This is a genomic window from Mycolicibacterium sp. SMGY-1XX (assembly GCF_059132455.1).
On sequence record NZ_CP101139.1, the window covers coordinates 4,556,894 to 4,572,539 of the forward strand.

The following is a 15,646-nucleotide window of genomic DNA, read 5'->3' on the forward strand; positions in this document are numbered from 1 at the left end:
CGTGCCTGATCGCATCCTGACCGCCGCCACTGTCATCACCATGGACGATGCCGTCCCCCGGGCGGGAGCCGTCGCGGTGTCCGACGGTCGCATCGTGGCCGTCGGCACGGTTGCGCAGTGCACCGATGCGCTGCCCGGGGCCGAGATCGTCGACACCGGCGCGGCCGCCCTGCTGCCCGGCTTCGTCGAGCCACACGGGCATCCGCTGATCAGTGGGATAGCGACCCAGCCTCCGGCCCGGTCCATCGCGCCCTGGGACGCCGCGTCCTGGGACGACGTACAGCGCGTCTTTGCCGAGGCCATCGCCGAGTCCGAGCCCGGGACCCCGCTCTGGTTCGCCGGTTACGACGCGCTGCTGCACAGGCACCCCGCCCCGAAAGCGCCCGAGCTGGACCAGATCTTCGGCGATCGGGTTGTGGTCGTGACCGACAACTCCGGTCACGGCGTGTACTTCAGCAGCGCGCTCATCAAACAGAACGGCTGGGATGTCAACCCGCCCGCCGACCCGGTGGCCTCGCGGTACGGGCGCAACCCCGACGGCAGCCTCAACGGCCAGGGCTTCGAGCTCGGGGTGCTGCTCGCGGTCACCGGTCCCCTGCTGGCCACACTGGGCAATCCGCTGATCTCGGCGGCGCACTACTACGCCGAGATGGCGCGCGGCGGGTACACCTCGTGCTCGGACATGACCTACGACCCGAAATTCCGGGCCGGCTACGACGCGCTGGCCGCGGCCCCGTCCTGCCCGCTGCGGGTCAGCATGTGGGAGGTGTCGACGACCGACACCTACACCGAACCGGAGACGTTCACCGCACCGGAGACCAAGCTGCACAAGGCCGGTGTGAAGTTGTGGACCGACGGGTCCCCGTGGGTGGGCAACATCGCGATCTCGTTTCCGTACCTCGACACCGAGGCCACCCGCACCGCGGGTATCGACCCCGCGGTCGCGGGCAGCCCGTCCTCGATGAACTACAGCCGTGAACAGCTCGACGCGATCATCGACAAGGCCGCGCCGGCCGGCTGGCAGATGGCCTTCCACGCCAACGGCGACCTGGCCCTGGATCTGGCGCTGGACGCCTACGAGGACGGGCTCACCCGCCACGGGTTGTTGGGCACCGATCACCGGTGGCGCATCGAGCATGCCGGTGCGGGGACGCGACGGCATTTCGACCGGGCCGCCCGGCTCGGTGTGCACGTGTCGATGTCGCCGTTCCAGTACTACTACTGGGGCGATCTTCTCGACGGGCAGATCTTCGACCACCAGCACGGCAGCCAATGGGCCGCGTTCGCCGACGCGGTGGCCTCCGGTGCGTGCGTGTCCTTCCACAACGACGGCTCGGTGTCGCCGCCGACACCGGTGATCAACGTGGCCACCGCGGCATCGCGACGGACCCGTGCGGGCACCGTGCACGGCCCCGAACAGGCCATCACCCTGGACGAGGCGTTGCGCGCCCAGACCATCAACGCCGCCACGACGCTGCGCCGTGAGCATCTGGTCGGCTCGATCGCCGTGGGCAAGCTCGCCGATTTCGTCGAATTGACCGCCGACCCCTATTCGGTGGACCCCGCCGACCTCGCCGAGAAGGCGCAGGTGTCGGGAACGTGGCTCGGTGGGCAGCGCATCGACCTGGATGAGTTCGTCTCCGCGGTCAGCGGCGGGGACCACGCCGAGCACGCCCACCTGGCCGGACACGTCAAGCCGGGCTGCTGCTGATACAGCGGCGCCCGGCCCGGGTACATCTGTTCCCATGTTGAGCAAGGTCGTGCAGTTCGTCGAAGGTCTGCCCAGTATCGTCGGTGTGCGCGTCGGCACCGAAGAACCGTTCTATGTCCGGGAGGCGCAAGTCGGCGAGATCGAGATCCGCCGATACGGGCCGCGGATCGCCGCTCAGACCGCGGTGACCGGCAGCGGGCAGGATGCGCGCAGTGCGGGGTTCCGCCGCCTGGCCGGCTACATCTTCGGCGGCAATCACCGCAAGGTCGCCATCGCGATGACAGCGCCGGTTGCTCAGCACAGCGAGACCATCGCCATGACCGCCCCGGTAGCCCAGGCGCGGACCACCGACGGCGATTCGGTGATCCGGTTCTTCATGCCGTCGAAATGGAGCATGGATACCCTGCCCGAACCCGACGACGGGTTGGTGACGTTGGTGGAGGTGCCGGGTGAGACGGTGGCGGTGCTGCGCTTCAGCGGTGACCGCAGTACCCGGGCCGTCGCCGCCAAGACCGAGCAGCTGCTGAACACCCTGCGCGACAGCGACTTCCACCCCGAAGGTGAACCGGTGGCCTGGTTCTACGATCCGCCGTGGACGTTGCCGTTCCTGCGGCGCAACGAGGTGGCGGTTCCGGTCACGATGCCCGCGGGTCAGGGATCGCCCGGATAGCCAGGAATCCGACCGGCGCGCTGTGCAGCAGCTCGTATTTCTCCGGGTCTATCTGCGCCGCGTCCTCGACCGGCCGCGGTTCGGTCAGCCGTTCGATCAGGAAGCCGGCGTGGTGCAGCTCCTCGCAGGTCCGCTCCAGCGGCGAGAGCCACCAGCGCACCTGCCAGCCCGCGCTCCACGTCTCGTCGATGATCCGCGGCTGAAAGTAGTTGCCGCCGTGGCGTAACCAGTCTCCGGTGGGGTGCATACGCGACAGCACCAGCGCTCCGCCGGGGCGCAGCACCCGGCGTAGTTCATTCAATGCCCGGGTGCGGTTGTCCACGTACTCCAGGGCCAGCGCCAACAGCACCAGATCCACCGACGCATCCGGCAGCCAGTCCAGCGGCGCGGCGAGATCGTGGGTGCGGAAGCTGCCGGCCGGCGCCCGCTCGGCGCTGAGGTCGACCATGCGCGGGCTCTGATCGAAACCGATCACCCGCGCACCCCGGGCCACCAGTTCCTCGGCGTAGAACCCCGGGCCGCAGGCGGCGTCCAGCACCGTCTTGCCGGCGACGTCGCCCAGCAGAGCCAGGCACGCCGGGCGGTCGTAGTGCGCGTTGTACAGGTTGCTGCGGGCGTGCTCGGAGAACTCGTCGGCGAACACGTCGTACTGCGGGTCAGGACCAACGGCATCCGGCATGCGCCCGAGTCTGCCACTCGGGTAGTGGATTACGCACGCGCCGACGGTGGGGTGCACTGGAAGCTAGGGATAGACCGGGAAGCCAGAACAGACCAGAAGCCCGGTCCCGCAGTAACTATCGGAACACGGAAGAAGCACGACCATGAAGAAGTACGCAATCGCCTCATCCGCCGCCGCCGCGCTGACCGCCGGCGTTCTCGGCCTAGCCGCTCCGGCGGCCGCCGCACCCACCGGTGCGGGCAACGCCGAAGACGTCATCGCCAGCTTGGAGACCGAGGGGTACACAGTAGTCGTCAACCGGTTGTCCGATGTGCCGCTCGCCGAAGCCAGTGTCGTCTCCGTGGGCGTGGGGCCGACCTTCACCCACACCGAGTCGATCATCGGCGAGGACTACACCGGTTACGACCGCCAGTTCGCGCCGCACAACGTGACGACGGCCTACGTCAACGTCCGCTGACGACCGAGAAAGGCACCCGCCCCGCGGGTGCCTTTCTTCGTGCCCGCTAGGGCCGCAGCGCGACGCGGATGCACCCGTCGGTCTTGTTCTTGAACAACTCGTAGGCGCGGACACCCTCTTCGAGCGGGAAATCGTGAGTGATCAGCACCGACGGGTCCAGGTCGCCCTGCTGCACGTAGTCGAAGAACTGCGGAATGTAGCGCTGCCCGTGCTGCTGGGCGGTGCGCAGCGTCAGACCCTTGTTCATCAGTACGCCCATGGGGAACTTGTCGGTCAGCCCGAACACGCCGAGCACCGACACCACCCCGCCCTTGCGGACGGCGTGGATGGCGTCGCGAAGACTGCTGGCGCGGTCGGTCTCCATCCGCAGCAGCTGTTTGGCACGGTCATAGGCTTCCTGCACACCGGTGCCGTGGGCTTCCATACCCACCGCCTCGATCACCGCATCCGGGCCGCGGCCACCCGTGGCCTCCCGCAGTACGTCCTCAACGCTGTCGACGCCGGTGTAGTCGATGGTCTCGGCGCCGAGGCTTTCGGCCAGGGCCAGCCGTTCGGGGAGCCGGTCGATCGAGAACACCCTGCCTGCCCCGTGCAGCAAGGCGCTTCTTGCCGCCATCAACCCGACACCGCCGGCGCCCCACACCGCCACGGTGTCACCGCCGGCGATATCGCAGAAGTCGGCCCCCATGTAGCCGGTCGGTACCGCATCGGACATGAACAGGGCCTGTTCGTCGGTCACGAAGTCCGGTACCGCAAAACAGTTGACGTCTCCGAACGGTACCCGGATGTACTGCGCGTGGGAGCCGGCGTAACCCCCGAAGGGGTGGGTGTACCCGTAGATGCCTCCCGTCGGTGAGCCCAGAAGGGGTTGCTGCATCTCGGCATTGGGGTTGGTGGTGTCACACAATGAATACAGGTCGTGATCGCAGTACCAGCATCGGTTGCAGGCGATGAACGACGGGACCACCACGCGGGCGCCCACCTTCGTCTCGGTCACCTCGCGGCCGACCTCGACCACCTCACCCATGAATTCGTGACCGAAGATGTCCCCCTCGCGCATCCCCGGCAGGTAACCGTCGATGAAGTGCAGGTCGGATCCGCAGGTGGTGGTCAGCTTCACCTGCACGATGACATCGTGCGGGTTGACCAGCTCGGGGTCGTCGACGGTCTCCACCGACAGGTTGTTGACGCCGTTCCACACCAGTGCTCTCATGAGGCTTCCTCTCAGCGATCCGACGTGCGGGCGCTCGAATTGTGATGCAGCGTCGGCACTTCGCCGGTTTGCAACAACGCCCGTGCCCGGTAGAGCGCTTTGAATGTCAACGGTCCGGTCAGCAGGCCCGGCGCCGGGGCGCTGATCCGTGCCACCACTTCGGTGCCCCGGTCACGCGAGGCGTCGCGTAGTTCCAGCACGACGTGCGCCGCGTTGTCCGGTTTCACATCGGTGAACTCCACCCGGTCCTCGCCGGCGGTGACCACGCATTCCCACACCGCCTTCTCCGCGCCGGAGAACGTCCACCGCAGGCGGTGTGGGCCCAGGTGCTCCACTTCGGCGATATCGCCCAAGACCACCGAAAGTCGTTCGGCGTCTTGGAACAACTCGGCGACGGCCGGCCGGGGCGCGTGAATGGTGATCGATTGTGAGCGAGGCTCGGTCTCACCGGGATGAAAGACTTTTGCGGCAACTTCTCTGGCCCGCTCTTTGGCGGTTTCGATGACGTTCATAGGGTTCCCTTTGACGACGTACGTGCGGGTCTACCCGTCGCATGGGCGCCGAAACGCTCGGGCCGATTCTGGTCGGTCAATTCGGGTGATTCGTGCCGCGACGGGGGCCCCTTCCGTGAGGGTTGCCGAGGGCATTCGGCGCGTGCGGATGGGACCCGGCCGCAACCGACGGTCTGCGATGCAAGTGGCCGATGCGCGCGTCAACAACATCGCGGGGGTATCACCGCGCAGCAGCAGGGCAGGTGCGCACGGAGGACCTTCACAACAGATTCGAAAAGCCCTGTCCACAACTCAAGTACCGGGCCGCTACAGGGATAAGCGCTATTCGAGTGACATACCCTTGCATACCCCCCAGGGGTATGGTAGACCTGCAGTTGTACCTACCAATAAGGGGGCCTTGCGATGACCAGCCAGCGCGACCACAGCTCGCACGGCCACTCCCACGATCACGAGCACACGGCCATGGACAACATCAACACGATGGCCGTCAGCGCGACCCTGCACTGCCTCACCGGCTGCGCCATTGGTGAGATCGTCGGCCTCATCATCGGCACAGCATTGGGCCTGAGTAATCTGGCCACCATCGCCATCGCCGTGGCGCTGGCATTCCTGTTCGGCTACAGCCTCTCCACCTTGCCGCTGCTGAAAGCGGGCCTTGCCCTGGGCACCGCGCTCAGCGTGGTCCTCGCTGCCGACACCCTTTCGATCGCCACCATGGAGATCGTCGACAACCTGGTCATGGCCGCCATCCCGGGCGCCATGAACGCCGGACTGGTCAATCCCATCTTCTGGATCGGCATGGCCATCGCCCTGACCGCGGCCTTCTTCGCCGCCTACCCCGTCAACCGCTATTTGCTCAAACGCGGCAAAGGACATGCGCTGACGCACCAGTACCACCAAGGCGCCGGCCAGGTCACTGCAATCCGGCGTTTCATCCCGTCGTTCAGTACGGGTGCACTGGTGGCCGCCATCTCGGCGTTCATGTTGGGTGGGTTGGTCGTGTCCTTGGCTGACAGTCTCACTGGGCCCGACGCGCACGTCGATGAGGTCAGTGCGGTGCAAGGACCAAGCCCCCATCGGTGAGTGCCGAATTACCTGTGCCGCAATTCATTACACCGATGTTTCCGACGGCCGCTGTCCAATTCAAAGGCACGGCAGGAGTTCTCGATCAGGAACGAGGAGGGGCACAGGGTTGAGGTGTCCGAGCAGTCAGGCGTCAGTGGTCGTGCTCGTGGGCATCATGGGTGTCGTCGGACGGCTTCGCCGGCTGGGCTGGCGGTTCCGGAGGTTCTGGCGGTGGGGCCGGGGTGCCGTTGGCCTTCTCCACGGGCGCGGAGGCGGGCGGATGCGGGTGGTCGCCGTGCTGATTGTCCGCCTGTTCGACGTCGGGTCCATGATGAGCAGGCTCGACACCTGCCGGCCCGTGGTGGTCGTGCCGGAGACCAGACGCAACGCCCACCGTGGAAGCCAGCCCGACCACACCGACTGCACCGAGAAGGACCACCGCACTCGCCAAGGCCGTCACCGGCTCGCCGCGCAGGCCGCGGTACCACACCCAGCCAGCACCCATCACCACGTAGATCTGCAGCAAGAGAGCACACAAGTCTGCGGCCTGGATGACTTCGGCTTGTCCGGCGTGAGGGCCGAACGGGGCACCCGCGGTCCGCGACAACGCCCACACCGCGATGGCTCCGGCGTTGAGCAAGATCCCTGCGGCCAGAACAGTGGTCGTCACGCGGACGAGCACCGCCCTCGCCCACAACAATTGGAAGCTTGCGAGCGCGACGAAGAACACGCCCGCCGGTATCCACTCGTGCCAATGGGTAGGCACCACGGCGAAGTGAATGGTTGCGGCCCCCAGCGAGGCGAGCGCGGCGAGGCGAGCTGCCAGTCTACTGTCGGTTCTTGCCTCGGTTCTTGGTGCCACTCGTCCGATGATGACAGCACTGCACTCCAGGGCAGCTGCGTGACATCACATCTCAATCGGACCGAGATTGTGCCGTCACCTGCGCCCTGTCGGGACATCTCTGCTCTGAGTCGCCCGTTTCGTCGGGTCAAGATCCTCTCGCCGGTCCCACCAGGAGCACAAGCACAAAGTGCTCCGATCCTGGGAAAAGCCAGGAGCCAACCCTGTTATCTGCCAGGCCCGGATCGAATACTGTTCTCTCGCATCGACATGTCGATGCGGCCTTCCGACCGGAACCCCGGCATCACAGCCCCGGGCCCGAAGCCCCCGGTTCTGCCGCCCCGTCCGCGGCGACCAGTGACCCTTTGGAGGCACCATATCCCGCGGTCAGCCAGTAGACGGTGCGGTCCAAGGCAGGGACGATGTCGGTAATGGCGATCTCGCCGAGGGCAAACCGGCCCAACAGCCCGTACACCACGCTGGACAGGACGGTGTCGAGGTCGCGGATAAAGGCTTCGTCCACGCCGGCCAGCACGTCCAACCCCGCTGGTGCGACGATGTCCAAGCCTCGGCGGAACAGCACGTGACCGTTGGGCGATGACCGAGCGCGATAGAACGCGGTCAACATCGCCGGATGCCGCTCCCAGGGCTCGAAGATCGAACGAAGCAAACGCATCAGGGCCACATACAACGATTCGTCCGGTGATCGTTCGGTGCGGACCAAACCGGAGTATCGGTTTTCGTCCATCCACTGCTGCAGCGCGGCCAGAATGAGTTCATCCCGGTTCGGGTAGTGCTTGTAGATCGTCGCGAGCGATGTGCGTGCGCGGCGTGCGACGGCGCGCAGTTGCACCGCGTCATAACCTTCTGTCTCGAGTATCTCGACGACGATGCTCAAGATCCGACTGTCTCCCCGATCCGCGTCGGCCCGCGCCGGGTCGGTTTTGCTCACCCGATAGACCCCCTTGCCGTCGTGGAGTAACGGGGTTACTCTACCGCGAGTAACAGCGTTACTCAGCTCACATCCGTAATAGCTCTGTGGCGAGCGCAACGAAGCGAGGATTCATGGGTTCATTGGATGGCAGAGTCGCCTTCATCACGGGCGTTGCCCGCGGTCAGGGCCGCAGCCACGCCATACGGCTTGCCGCCGAAGGTGCCGACATCATCGGCATCGACATCTGCGCCGATATCGCCTCCAACGGCTATCCGATGGCCTCCCCCGCCGAACTCGACGAGACCATCGCCCTGGTCGAAGCCCAGGGCGGCAAGATGCTCGGCTCGGTGGCCGACGTTCGCGACTTCCACGCGCTCAAGACCGCCCTGGACACCGGGGTCGAGCACTTCGGCCGACTCGACATCGTATTGGCCAACGCCGGAATCGCCGCGATGGGGTTCCGCCCGTTGACGATTGACGAAGAGCTCGAGATGTGGACCGACGTCGTGGACGTGAACTTGAACGGTTCCTTCAACACCGCGAAAGCGGCGATGCCACACCTGATCGCCGGGGGGCGGGGCGGATCCATCGTATTCACCAGTTCCACCGCGGGCCTGGTGGGTTTCGGCGGTATGCAGGGAGGCGGACTGGGATATGCGGCTTCCAAGCACGGCATCGTCGGCCTGATGCGTACGTTGTCGAACGCGCTTGCCCCGCACAGTATCCGTGTCAACACCGTGCATCCGACCGCGGTCAACACGATGATGGCCACTAACCCTGCCATGACGGCCTTCTTGGAGGCTTACCCCGACGGCGGGCCGCACCTGCAGAACCCGATGCCGGTCGGGCTGCTCGAACCCGAAGACATCAGCGCCGCGATCGTGTACCTGGTCTCTGACGCCGCTCAGTACGTCACTGGGGTCGCATTCCCGGTTGACGCCGGCTTCTGCAACAAACTGTGAGCGCACGTGACGGCCGAGTGGCGGGTAAGCGAGTGCTGGTCACCGGCGCAGCACGGGGAATGGGCCGCAGTCACGCAGTGCGACTCGCCGAAGAAGGCGCCGACCTGATCCTGGTCGACATCTGCGCGTCCCTGCCCGAGATCGAGTATCCGTTGTCGACACGGGACGACCTCGATGAGACCGCGCGACTGGTGGAAGAGCATGGCGGCCGGGCAGTCAGCTTCACCGTCGACGTGCGCGACGCGGCCGCCCTGACCGCCGCCGTCGACGACGGAGTTGCACAATTGGGTGGCTTGGACGCCTCAGTCGCCAATGCCGGAGTGCTCACCGCGGGAACGTGGGACACCACCACCTCCGAGCAATGGCGAACAGTTGTGGACGTCAACCTGATCGGCACCTGGAACACCTGTGCCGCTGCGCTGCCTCATCTGGTGGAGCGCGGGGGCAGCGTGGTGAACATCAGCTCGGCGGCCGGCCTCAAAGGCACGCCGCTGCACACGCCGTACACGGCCTCGAAACATGGCGTGGTGGGGCTCAGTCGAGCGCTGGCCAATGAGCTTGCGGCGCAGGGTGTCCGAGTGAACACGGTGCACCCCACGGGGGTCGCGACCGGGATGCGGCCGGATTCGCTACACACCCTGCTCGCCGGGGTACGGCCCGATCTGGCGCCGCTGTTCGGTAACGCCCTGCCGATCGTGATGACCGAAGCGATCGACATCAGCAACGCGGTGCTGTTCCTCGTCTCCGACGAGTCCCGCCACGTCACCGGTTTGGAGTTCAAAGTCGACGCTGGGGTCACGCTCCGATGAGCACGGCCCAGCAGAAGGAAACTACATGACCACCTTTGATATCGACAGACTCGAGCGCGGCAGACGCGCGTTCGAGGACGTGATGACCTTCGCCGCGCCCGAGGATTCCACGCCGGCCACGACCAACATGCTGGACTTTGTTTTTGCCGAGGTGTGGCAGCGGCCCATGCTGAGCCGTCGTGCGCGGCGGTTCATCACGCTCTCCTGCGTCGCCGCTGCCGACGCTGACGGCCCGTTGCATGATCACGTCTATGCAGCACTGAACAGCGGTGACGTCACGATCATCGAAATGCGGGAAACAGTACTGCATTTCGCGGTGTATGCCGGCTGGCCGAAAGCGTCGCGGTTCAACGGGGTGGTGGATGAACAATGGGACCGGATTCACCGGGAGCGAGGAGCAGTGCCACCCCCTGCACCGGCATTACTGCCGCTGCAGACACCCAGCGATCCCGAAGAGCGACTGGCGGTCGGTGAGCAATCGTTCAAGGACATCAACTGCCTGCCGTACGCTCCCCTGCGCGACAACCCGTTTCAGGGCGCGGGAATCCTGAATTTCGTTTTCGGCGAGATGTGGCTGCGTCCGGGTCTCGGCATGAAGGAACGCCGGCTGATCACCGTGGCCTGCGTCGCCTTCCAGGACGCCCCCTATCCGATCCTGAGTCACGTCTATGCCGCACTCAAGAGTCGCGACATCTCATTCACCGAAATGGATGAGCTGGCTTTGCATTTCGCCGCCTACTACGGGTGGCCCAAGGCGTCGCACCTGAACCAGGTGATCGGCGAGCAGAAACTGCGCGTATCCGAGGAGTGGGCGGCAGAGGCGGGTTCACCATCGTGACCGACTCCGCAGCCGTTCTGCCCGCCACTACTGACGAACCGGTGGGTTTGTTGGTCGGCGGCGACCGCATCACCGCCACCTCGGGGGGATACCACCGGCACATATTTCCTGCGACCGGTCTGCCCAACGCCACCGTTGCGCTCGCGGGCGACGCCGACGTCGACCTCGCCGTCGAATCGGCGCGCCACGCGCAACGAGAATGGCAGTCGTGGACCGCAGATCGTCGGCGTGACCTGCTGATCGATCTGGCCGATTCTGTCCGCGAACACCTCGGCCAACTCGCTGAGCTCAATGTCCATGACTATGCCGTCCCGGTCTCGTATGCCGGCACCGCCGTGATGCTCGAGCAGTTCCTGCGCCATTTCGCCGGATACGCGGACAAGCCTCACGGATCGAGCACTCCGGTCAGCGGATCGTTCGACCTCAACTTCGTCGAGCGCGAACCGTACGGGGTGGTCGCTGTCTTGGCGCCGTGGAACGGGTCGCTGGCAGTCACGGCCTCCTGCGTAGCCCCGGCGCTGGCGGCGGGAAATGCGGTGGTACTCAAGCCGTCTGAGCTGGCACCGCTGGCCGCACTGCGCTTCGGTGAACTCTGCGTCGAGGCCGGCTTGCCCACCGGTCTGGTCAACGTCGTTCCCGCGGCCGCCGAAGGCGGGAACGCCCTGGTGCGCCACCCGGGCATCGGGAAGGTCTGGTTCACCGGCAGCGGACAGACCGCGCGGGCGGTGGTCCAGGCCGCGGCCACACATCTGACACCAGTCGTGGCAGAGCTTGGCGGCAAATCGGCCAGCATCGTCTTCGCCGACGCCGATCTCGATCTTGCTGCCGCGCTGTCGGCTCACCAGGGCCCGGTGATGCAAGCCGGTCAGAGTTGCGCGTGCTCCAGCCGCTTGCTGGTCCATGAGTCGGTGTACGACGCTTTCGTCCACAAGTTCCTCCACGCGATCGGCAGAGCGAAGGTCGGCGACCCGTTCGATCCGACGGTGAGTGTCGGCCCGGTGATCAGCGAGGCGTCGGCAGCCCGGATCGTCTCCGTCATCGAACAAGCCACCAAGGACGGCTCCGGCCAGCTACTCACCGGTGGCTCCAGGATGGGAGGCGAACTGGCGCAGGGTTACTTCGTCGAGCCCACGGTGTTCGGCGATGTCGACAACAGCTCCGACCTCGCGCAAACCGAGACGTTCGGTCCCGTTGTCTCCCTCATGCGCTTCAGTGCGGACGCCGACGCAGTTCGCATCGCCAACGACACCCCGTACGGTCTGAACGCATTCATGCACACCAACGACCTGAACCGGGCCCATCAGGTGGCGCGGCAGCTCGAGGCCGGTTCGGTATGGATCAATCAGAACAGCCGAATCTCACCCCAGGGCCCCTACGGCGGTTACAAGCAGAGCGGATTCGGCAGAACCGGTGGAATCGACGGACTGCATGAGTTCCAGCAAGTCAAGAACATTCGCATCGGCGTGCGGTGACGCCGAGGCTACCGGTCGACTTTCCATCACCAGATTGGAGATCTCATGACCGCCCGGCCCACGGTTTCGCCTGTACGGCTGGTCGCAGGAGAGATCTTGTTCCCTGAACTGGAGAGATACCGGCTCCACGTCATCGCGCCGAGCGTCGTGGACGTCGTCGAGTCCGTGGGTGGCTGGATGTTCGATCATGCGATGGCTGGATGGGAGGTGACCATTTCGCTGGCGGGCGCGGGTGAAAACCCACTGCCGCTACGCATTCTCGGTGGTGAGGTCGTCGCTCTCGAGACCGGGCGCCAGCGACAGCGGTGCCGCTTCAGCCCGGACGCGCTCGCCGTGGCGTCCGACCTGTGTCGCCGGGACAACCGCATTCGGGACGAAGTACAACTCGCACTGGACTCCGGGCGCAGCGAAGTCGCGTTGTGGGGTCAAACCTGGCCCACGGAACTGGATTCGGTCGCGCAGGTCGACCTTGTTGAGTACCGGCTCAGCATCGCAGCGCGGGCCTTCAAAGCACGCGCACTGGCTGCGGCGGCTCGACCCGTCGAACCCTTGCCGGCCGTCGAGGTGATCCGTACCAACCGGACAGCCATGATGTCCGCCCGAGCTGCGTTCCCACCCCCGGCCACCGGCGGCCAACGTCGGTGAGGTCCCAGTGGTCAGGCGGGCAGGCACCGCAGTGTTTCACCCTGAGCTTCGCCGTCACGCCCGGCACCTGCCGCGCACCCTGGTCACACCCCTGACGGTGAGAGTATCTCGCGCGTTGCCCGCGCGACGGCGACGGTCTACGGAGGATGCCGGGCGCCTTCCATGGCTTTGACAAGGTCGAACCCAAAACAGCTGTCACGGAGGACTTCCTGCGCAGTCAGCGGGAGTTTCTGCACCGCGCACTTGCCTGCCGCTGACTTTGCCGGTCACTGTCCCATACCCGGCGAGAAGTAGGTCGTGCCATCAAGAACGGTGGTCAGTGTGCCCGTCAGGGTTTGTCATCACCCCGCCGTCCGCCCCCGCAAGGTGGGGTGTGAAGCTACGCGGAGGGTTCGAACTCGATGTGCAACTCGGTGAGACCGCGCAGCAGGAAAGTCGGCTCGTAGGCATAACGGCGGTTGTCCGCAGGACCGTGGTTCGTTTCGTCGATCCTGATGTCGCGCATGCGATCCAGAAGTCGGCGAACAGTGATCTGGCCTTCGACCCTTGCCAGGGGTGCGCCGGCGCACGTGTGGATGCCCCGGCCGAAGGCGATGTGCTCACGGACGTTCTTGCGATCCGGCCGGAATTCGTGCGGGTTCTCGAACTTGTTCGGATCGCGGTTGGCCGCACCCAGGCACAGCATCACGATGGTGCCGGCGGGCAGATGCACACCCCCGAGGGTGGTTGTCTTGCGGACCAGCCGAAAATCGACCTTGGTCGGCGAGTGCATCCGCAACGCTTCCTCGATGAACGTCGGTATGCGATCAGGGTTCTCGCGCAGCATCTGCTGATACTCAGGCCGGTCTCCCAGAGTCTGTACCGCGGCGCTGAGAAGCTTGGTGACCGTCTCCTGCCCCGCCGCGAACAAGAACGTGGCCGGCTTCGCGACTTCGATCAATTCCGGTGTGGACCCGTCCGGGTAGACCGCGGCGGCCATCCCGGAAAGGACGTCATCCTGCGGTTCGCGACGCCGTTCGGCCAGGTAACCGACAAACCTGTCGTCGAGATACTTCAGCGGATCGAGGCCCACCGGTTCACCGTCGAGGGCGCCCACGCGGTTGCCGTCCGGACGCTCGGCGCCCAGTGCCGCCAGGAACTCGGGGCGGTCCGCCTCGGGAACGCCCAGCAGGTCGATGATGGCCGAAGTGGCAAAGGGTTTGGCGTATTCGCTCAGGAATTCACAACGGCCGCGTGCGATGAACTGGTCGATCTGGTGATCGACCAACCGCCACATGTAATCCTCGTTCTCCTTGAGGCGACGAGGCGTGAGCAACTTGCTCAGCAAGGACCGAGCCTTCTCATGGGCCGGCGGGTCCATGACGACCATGTGCTCGTAGATGGGGAACAGATGGCGATGCGCCTCGATCTGTTCGGTGATGTCATCACCTTCGGGTTCGAACGGCAGCGGCGGGAACGGTCCGCCGATGGCGTTGACCGCCGAGAACGAATCGTGGTCTTTGAACGCCGCCATGACCTCCTGGTAACCCGTGACCGCCACGACGTTGTGGTGAGGTTCCCTGACGACCGGGCCCTGTTCACGCAGATGGTCCCAGTACTCATAGGGGCTCTGACTGACTGCCGGATCGGAGAAGAAGTCGACTGTTGCGAGGTCGGTCATGGAAGGGCTGGCCTTTCGGTCAAGGGATCGGCTGAAGAGGTCGGTGAGGGCTTACTGGTCCTCGACCACGCTGATGGCCCCGCGCGGGCACGCGTCGACGGCGGCCTGGACCTGCTCCCAGAGACCATCGGACGGCCGTTCCGTACAGGTCGCGACGTCGTCGTCGGTCAGCGCGAAGACCTGGGGCGCGGTGTCGAGGCAGAGTGCGTGACCTTCGCACAGGTGCGGATCCACCACCACCCTCCTGCGGACGGTCATCGCCGCTGATCCAGAAAAGGGGAAGAGACGGATGCGTGTGATCGAGCTCTGAACACCGGCCATACCTCCAGTCGTGATGATTTCGGCTCCGCACCGCGCCAATTTCTGATCGATCGATCAACTGTTAGAATGCGCCATGCTTACCAGAATGAGCGCCAGGCGGTCAAGCATTCGCCGCGTCGGGGCGAGCTGAATGGCAACAGCGCGCAAGACCAAGCCCGCCGATACCGGCGCGCGGCAGCGCCTGATCGAGGCGACCGCCAAGATCATGCGCGACGAGGGCTATGCGGCCGCGACCTCACGACGCGTGGCAGCCGAGGCGGGCGTCAAGCAGGCGCTGGTCTATTACTACTTTCCGACGATGGATGACCTGTTCGTGGAGGTGCTGCGCACCGGAGCCGAAGCCTCGTTGAACAACATGCGTACAGCGCTCTCCGACGCCGACCCGATACGCGCGCTGTGGTTGATCAACAGCGACCACCGACTGACCGCCCTGAACACCGAGTTCATGGCATTGGCGAACCACCGCAAAGCAATTCGCGCCGAGCTCAAGACCTACGCCGAGCGGGTCCGCGATATCGAGACAGCCGCTGTCACGGTGGCGCTGCGCAGCCGTGGGGTCGATCTCGAGGCGTATCCCGCCATGGCGATCTCCATGCTGATCGCCCAGACCGCGCGCAGCCTGTGCAACGAGAGCGCGGTGGGCGTCACGCTGGGCCACGAGGAGTTGCGCGAACTGGTGGAGCGCCAGATAAGCCTGCTGGCGGACGCCGCTGCGACGCCCCCATCGGCCACACCACAGCGGTAGCCCCCAGCGCGGACCGTCGCCCGCTCGACGCCGGCTCCTTTCCGACAACGACACACGGTTGACAGTCGCAGCCATGAGTGTCAACATTCCTGATCGATCGACAAGTATCGGT

At 65.5% G+C, this 15,646-nt stretch carries 17 protein-coding genes; 10 read left to right on the forward strand and 7 right to left on the reverse strand.

Annotation, left to right across the window (positions count from 1 at the left end):
• The first annotated feature begins 1 nt into the window (after nt 1).
• Entirely contained in the window at nt 2-1,711 is a 1,710-nt protein-coding gene (locus tag NL241_RS21950; RefSeq protein WP_494395014.1) for an amidohydrolase, read from the forward strand.
• A gap of 34 nt (nt 1,712-1,745) precedes the next feature.
• On the forward strand, nt 1,746-2,381 hold the full coding sequence (locus NL241_RS21955; protein WP_487687969.1) for an SOUL family heme-binding protein: 636 nt from the start codon (nt 1,746-1,748) through the stop codon (nt 2,379-2,381).
• On the opposite strand, the gene NL241_RS21960 is transcribed toward NL241_RS21955, so the two are convergent.
• On the reverse strand, nt 2,347-3,060 hold the full coding sequence (locus NL241_RS21960) for a class I SAM-dependent methyltransferase (protein WP_487687966.1): 714 nt from the start codon (nt 3,058-3,060) through the stop codon (nt 2,347-2,349). The genes NL241_RS21955 and NL241_RS21960 overlap by 35 nt on opposite strands.
• A 142-nt stretch (nt 3,061-3,202) precedes the next feature.
• On the opposite strand from NL241_RS21960, the gene NL241_RS21965 reads away from it, so the two are divergent.
• Nucleotides 3,203-3,517, forward strand: a complete 315-nt coding sequence (locus NL241_RS21965) for a hypothetical protein (protein WP_487687963.1) — start codon at nt 3,203-3,205, stop codon at nt 3,515-3,517.
• Between the two features lie 46 nt (nt 3,518-3,563).
• On the opposite strand, the gene NL241_RS21970 is transcribed toward NL241_RS21965, so the two are convergent.
• Both NL241_RS21970 and NL241_RS21975 read right to left on the reverse strand, forming a co-directional pair.
• Nucleotides 3,564-4,730, reverse strand: coding sequence for a zinc-dependent alcohol dehydrogenase (locus NL241_RS21970; protein WP_494395015.1), 1,167 nt, complete (start codon nt 4,728-4,730; stop codon nt 3,564-3,566).
• A gap of 11 nt (nt 4,731-4,741) precedes the next feature.
• A complete protein-coding gene (locus NL241_RS21975; protein WP_494395016.1) occupies nt 4,742-5,242 on the reverse strand; it encodes a hypothetical protein in 501 nt (166 codons plus the stop codon).
• A gap of 402 nt (nt 5,243-5,644) precedes the next feature.
• On the opposite strand from NL241_RS21975, the gene NL241_RS21980 reads away from it, so the two are divergent.
• Entirely contained in the window at nt 5,645-6,325 is a 681-nt protein-coding gene (locus tag NL241_RS21980; protein WP_494395017.1) for a DUF4396 domain-containing protein, read from the forward strand.
• A 133-nt stretch (nt 6,326-6,458) separates the two neighbouring features.
• Here NL241_RS21980 and NL241_RS21985 read toward each other — a convergent pair whose 3' ends face one another.
• Nucleotides 6,459-7,169: a hypothetical protein gene (locus tag NL241_RS21985; RefSeq protein WP_494395018.1), complete on the reverse strand. Its 711-nt coding sequence runs from the start codon at nt 7,167-7,169 to the stop codon at nt 6,459-6,461.
• 283 nt (nt 7,170-7,452) lie between these two features.
• A complete protein-coding gene (locus tag NL241_RS21990; protein ID WP_494395019.1) occupies nt 7,453-8,100 on the reverse strand; it encodes a TetR/AcrR family transcriptional regulator in 648 nt (215 codons plus the stop codon).
• Between the two features lie 113 nt (nt 8,101-8,213).
• Between NL241_RS21990 and NL241_RS21995 the strand changes: the two genes are divergently transcribed.
• From NL241_RS21995 to NL241_RS22015, 5 genes are read left to right on the forward strand one after another with little or no spacing between them, the layout of a single operon-like run.
• A complete protein-coding gene (locus NL241_RS21995; protein ID WP_494395020.1) occupies nt 8,214-9,044 on the forward strand; it encodes a mycofactocin-coupled SDR family oxidoreductase in 831 nt (276 codons plus the stop codon).
• Nucleotides 9,041-9,853, forward strand: a complete 813-nt coding sequence (locus NL241_RS22000; protein ID WP_494395021.1) for a mycofactocin-coupled SDR family oxidoreductase — start codon at nt 9,041-9,043, stop codon at nt 9,851-9,853. Before NL241_RS21995 ends, NL241_RS22000 begins: the two co-directional genes overlap by 4 nt.
• A 25-nt stretch (nt 9,854-9,878) precedes the next feature.
• The gene (locus tag NL241_RS22005) at nt 9,879-10,691 is read left to right on the forward strand and encodes a carboxymuconolactone decarboxylase family protein (protein WP_494395022.1); all 813 of its coding nucleotides are present in this window, start codon (nt 9,879-9,881) and stop codon (nt 10,689-10,691) included.
• 17 nt (nt 10,692-10,708) lie between these two features.
• Nucleotides 10,709-12,163, forward strand: coding sequence for an aldehyde dehydrogenase family protein (locus NL241_RS22010; RefSeq protein WP_494398361.1), 1,455 nt, complete (start codon nt 10,709-10,711; stop codon nt 12,161-12,163).
• Nucleotides 12,164-12,208: 45 nt separating this feature from the next.
• A complete protein-coding gene (locus NL241_RS22015; RefSeq protein ID WP_487687939.1) occupies nt 12,209-12,808 on the forward strand; it encodes a hypothetical protein in 600 nt (199 codons plus the stop codon).
• A 379-nt stretch (nt 12,809-13,187) separates the two neighbouring features.
• On the opposite strand, the gene NL241_RS22020 is transcribed toward NL241_RS22015, so the two are convergent.
• Both NL241_RS22020 and NL241_RS22025 read right to left on the reverse strand, forming a co-directional pair.
• On the reverse strand, nt 13,188-14,468 hold the full coding sequence (locus tag NL241_RS22020; protein WP_494395023.1) for a cytochrome P450: 1,281 nt from the start codon (nt 14,466-14,468) through the stop codon (nt 13,188-13,190).
• A gap of 51 nt (nt 14,469-14,519) precedes the next feature.
• Entirely contained in the window at nt 14,520-14,726 is a 207-nt protein-coding gene (locus NL241_RS22025; RefSeq protein ID WP_494395024.1) for a ferredoxin, read from the reverse strand.
• Nucleotides 14,727-14,919: 193 nt separating this feature from the next.
• Between NL241_RS22025 and NL241_RS22030 the strand changes: the two genes are divergently transcribed.
• Entirely contained in the window at nt 14,920-15,534 is a 615-nt protein-coding gene (locus tag NL241_RS22030; protein WP_494395025.1) for a TetR/AcrR family transcriptional regulator, read from the forward strand.
• The last annotated feature ends 112 nt before the right edge of the window (nt 15,535-15,646 follow it).

Bases quoted from the DNA above. Each gene is read 5' to 3' on its own strand.
- NL241_RS21955 (WP_487687969.1), top strand. From the start codon at position 1,746: ATGTTGAGCAAGGTCGTGCAGTTCGTCGAAGGTCTGCCCAGTATCGTC.
- NL241_RS21960 (WP_487687966.1), bottom strand. From the start codon at position 3,060: ATGCCGGATGCCGTTGGTCCTGACCCGCAGTACGACGTGTTCGCCGAC.
- NL241_RS21965 (WP_487687963.1), top strand. From the start codon at position 3,203: ATGAAGAAGTACGCAATCGCCTCATCCGCCGCCGCCGCGCTGACCGCC.
- NL241_RS21970 (WP_494395015.1), bottom strand. From the start codon at position 4,730: ATGAGAGCACTGGTGTGGAACGGCGTCAACAACCTGTCGGTGGAGACC.
- NL241_RS21975 (WP_494395016.1), bottom strand. From the start codon at position 5,242: ATGAACGTCATCGAAACCGCCAAAGAGCGGGCCAGAGAAGTTGCCGCA.
- NL241_RS21980 (WP_494395017.1), top strand. From the start codon at position 5,645: ATGACCAGCCAGCGCGACCACAGCTCGCACGGCCACTCCCACGATCAC.
- NL241_RS21995 (WP_494395020.1), top strand. From the start codon at position 8,214: ATGGGTTCATTGGATGGCAGAGTCGCCTTCATCACGGGCGTTGCCCGC.
- NL241_RS22005 (WP_494395022.1), top strand. From the start codon at position 9,879: ATGACCACCTTTGATATCGACAGACTCGAGCGCGGCAGACGCGCGTTC.
- NL241_RS22015 (WP_487687939.1), top strand. From the start codon at position 12,209: ATGACCGCCCGGCCCACGGTTTCGCCTGTACGGCTGGTCGCAGGAGAG.
- NL241_RS22020 (WP_494395023.1), bottom strand. From the start codon at position 14,468: ATGACCGACCTCGCAACAGTCGACTTCTTCTCCGATCCGGCAGTCAGT.
- NL241_RS22025 (WP_494395024.1), bottom strand. From the start codon at position 14,726: ATGACCGTCCGCAGGAGGGTGGTGGTGGATCCGCACCTGTGCGAAGGT.
- NL241_RS22030 (WP_494395025.1), top strand. From the start codon at position 14,920: ATGGCAACAGCGCGCAAGACCAAGCCCGCCGATACCGGCGCGCGGCAG.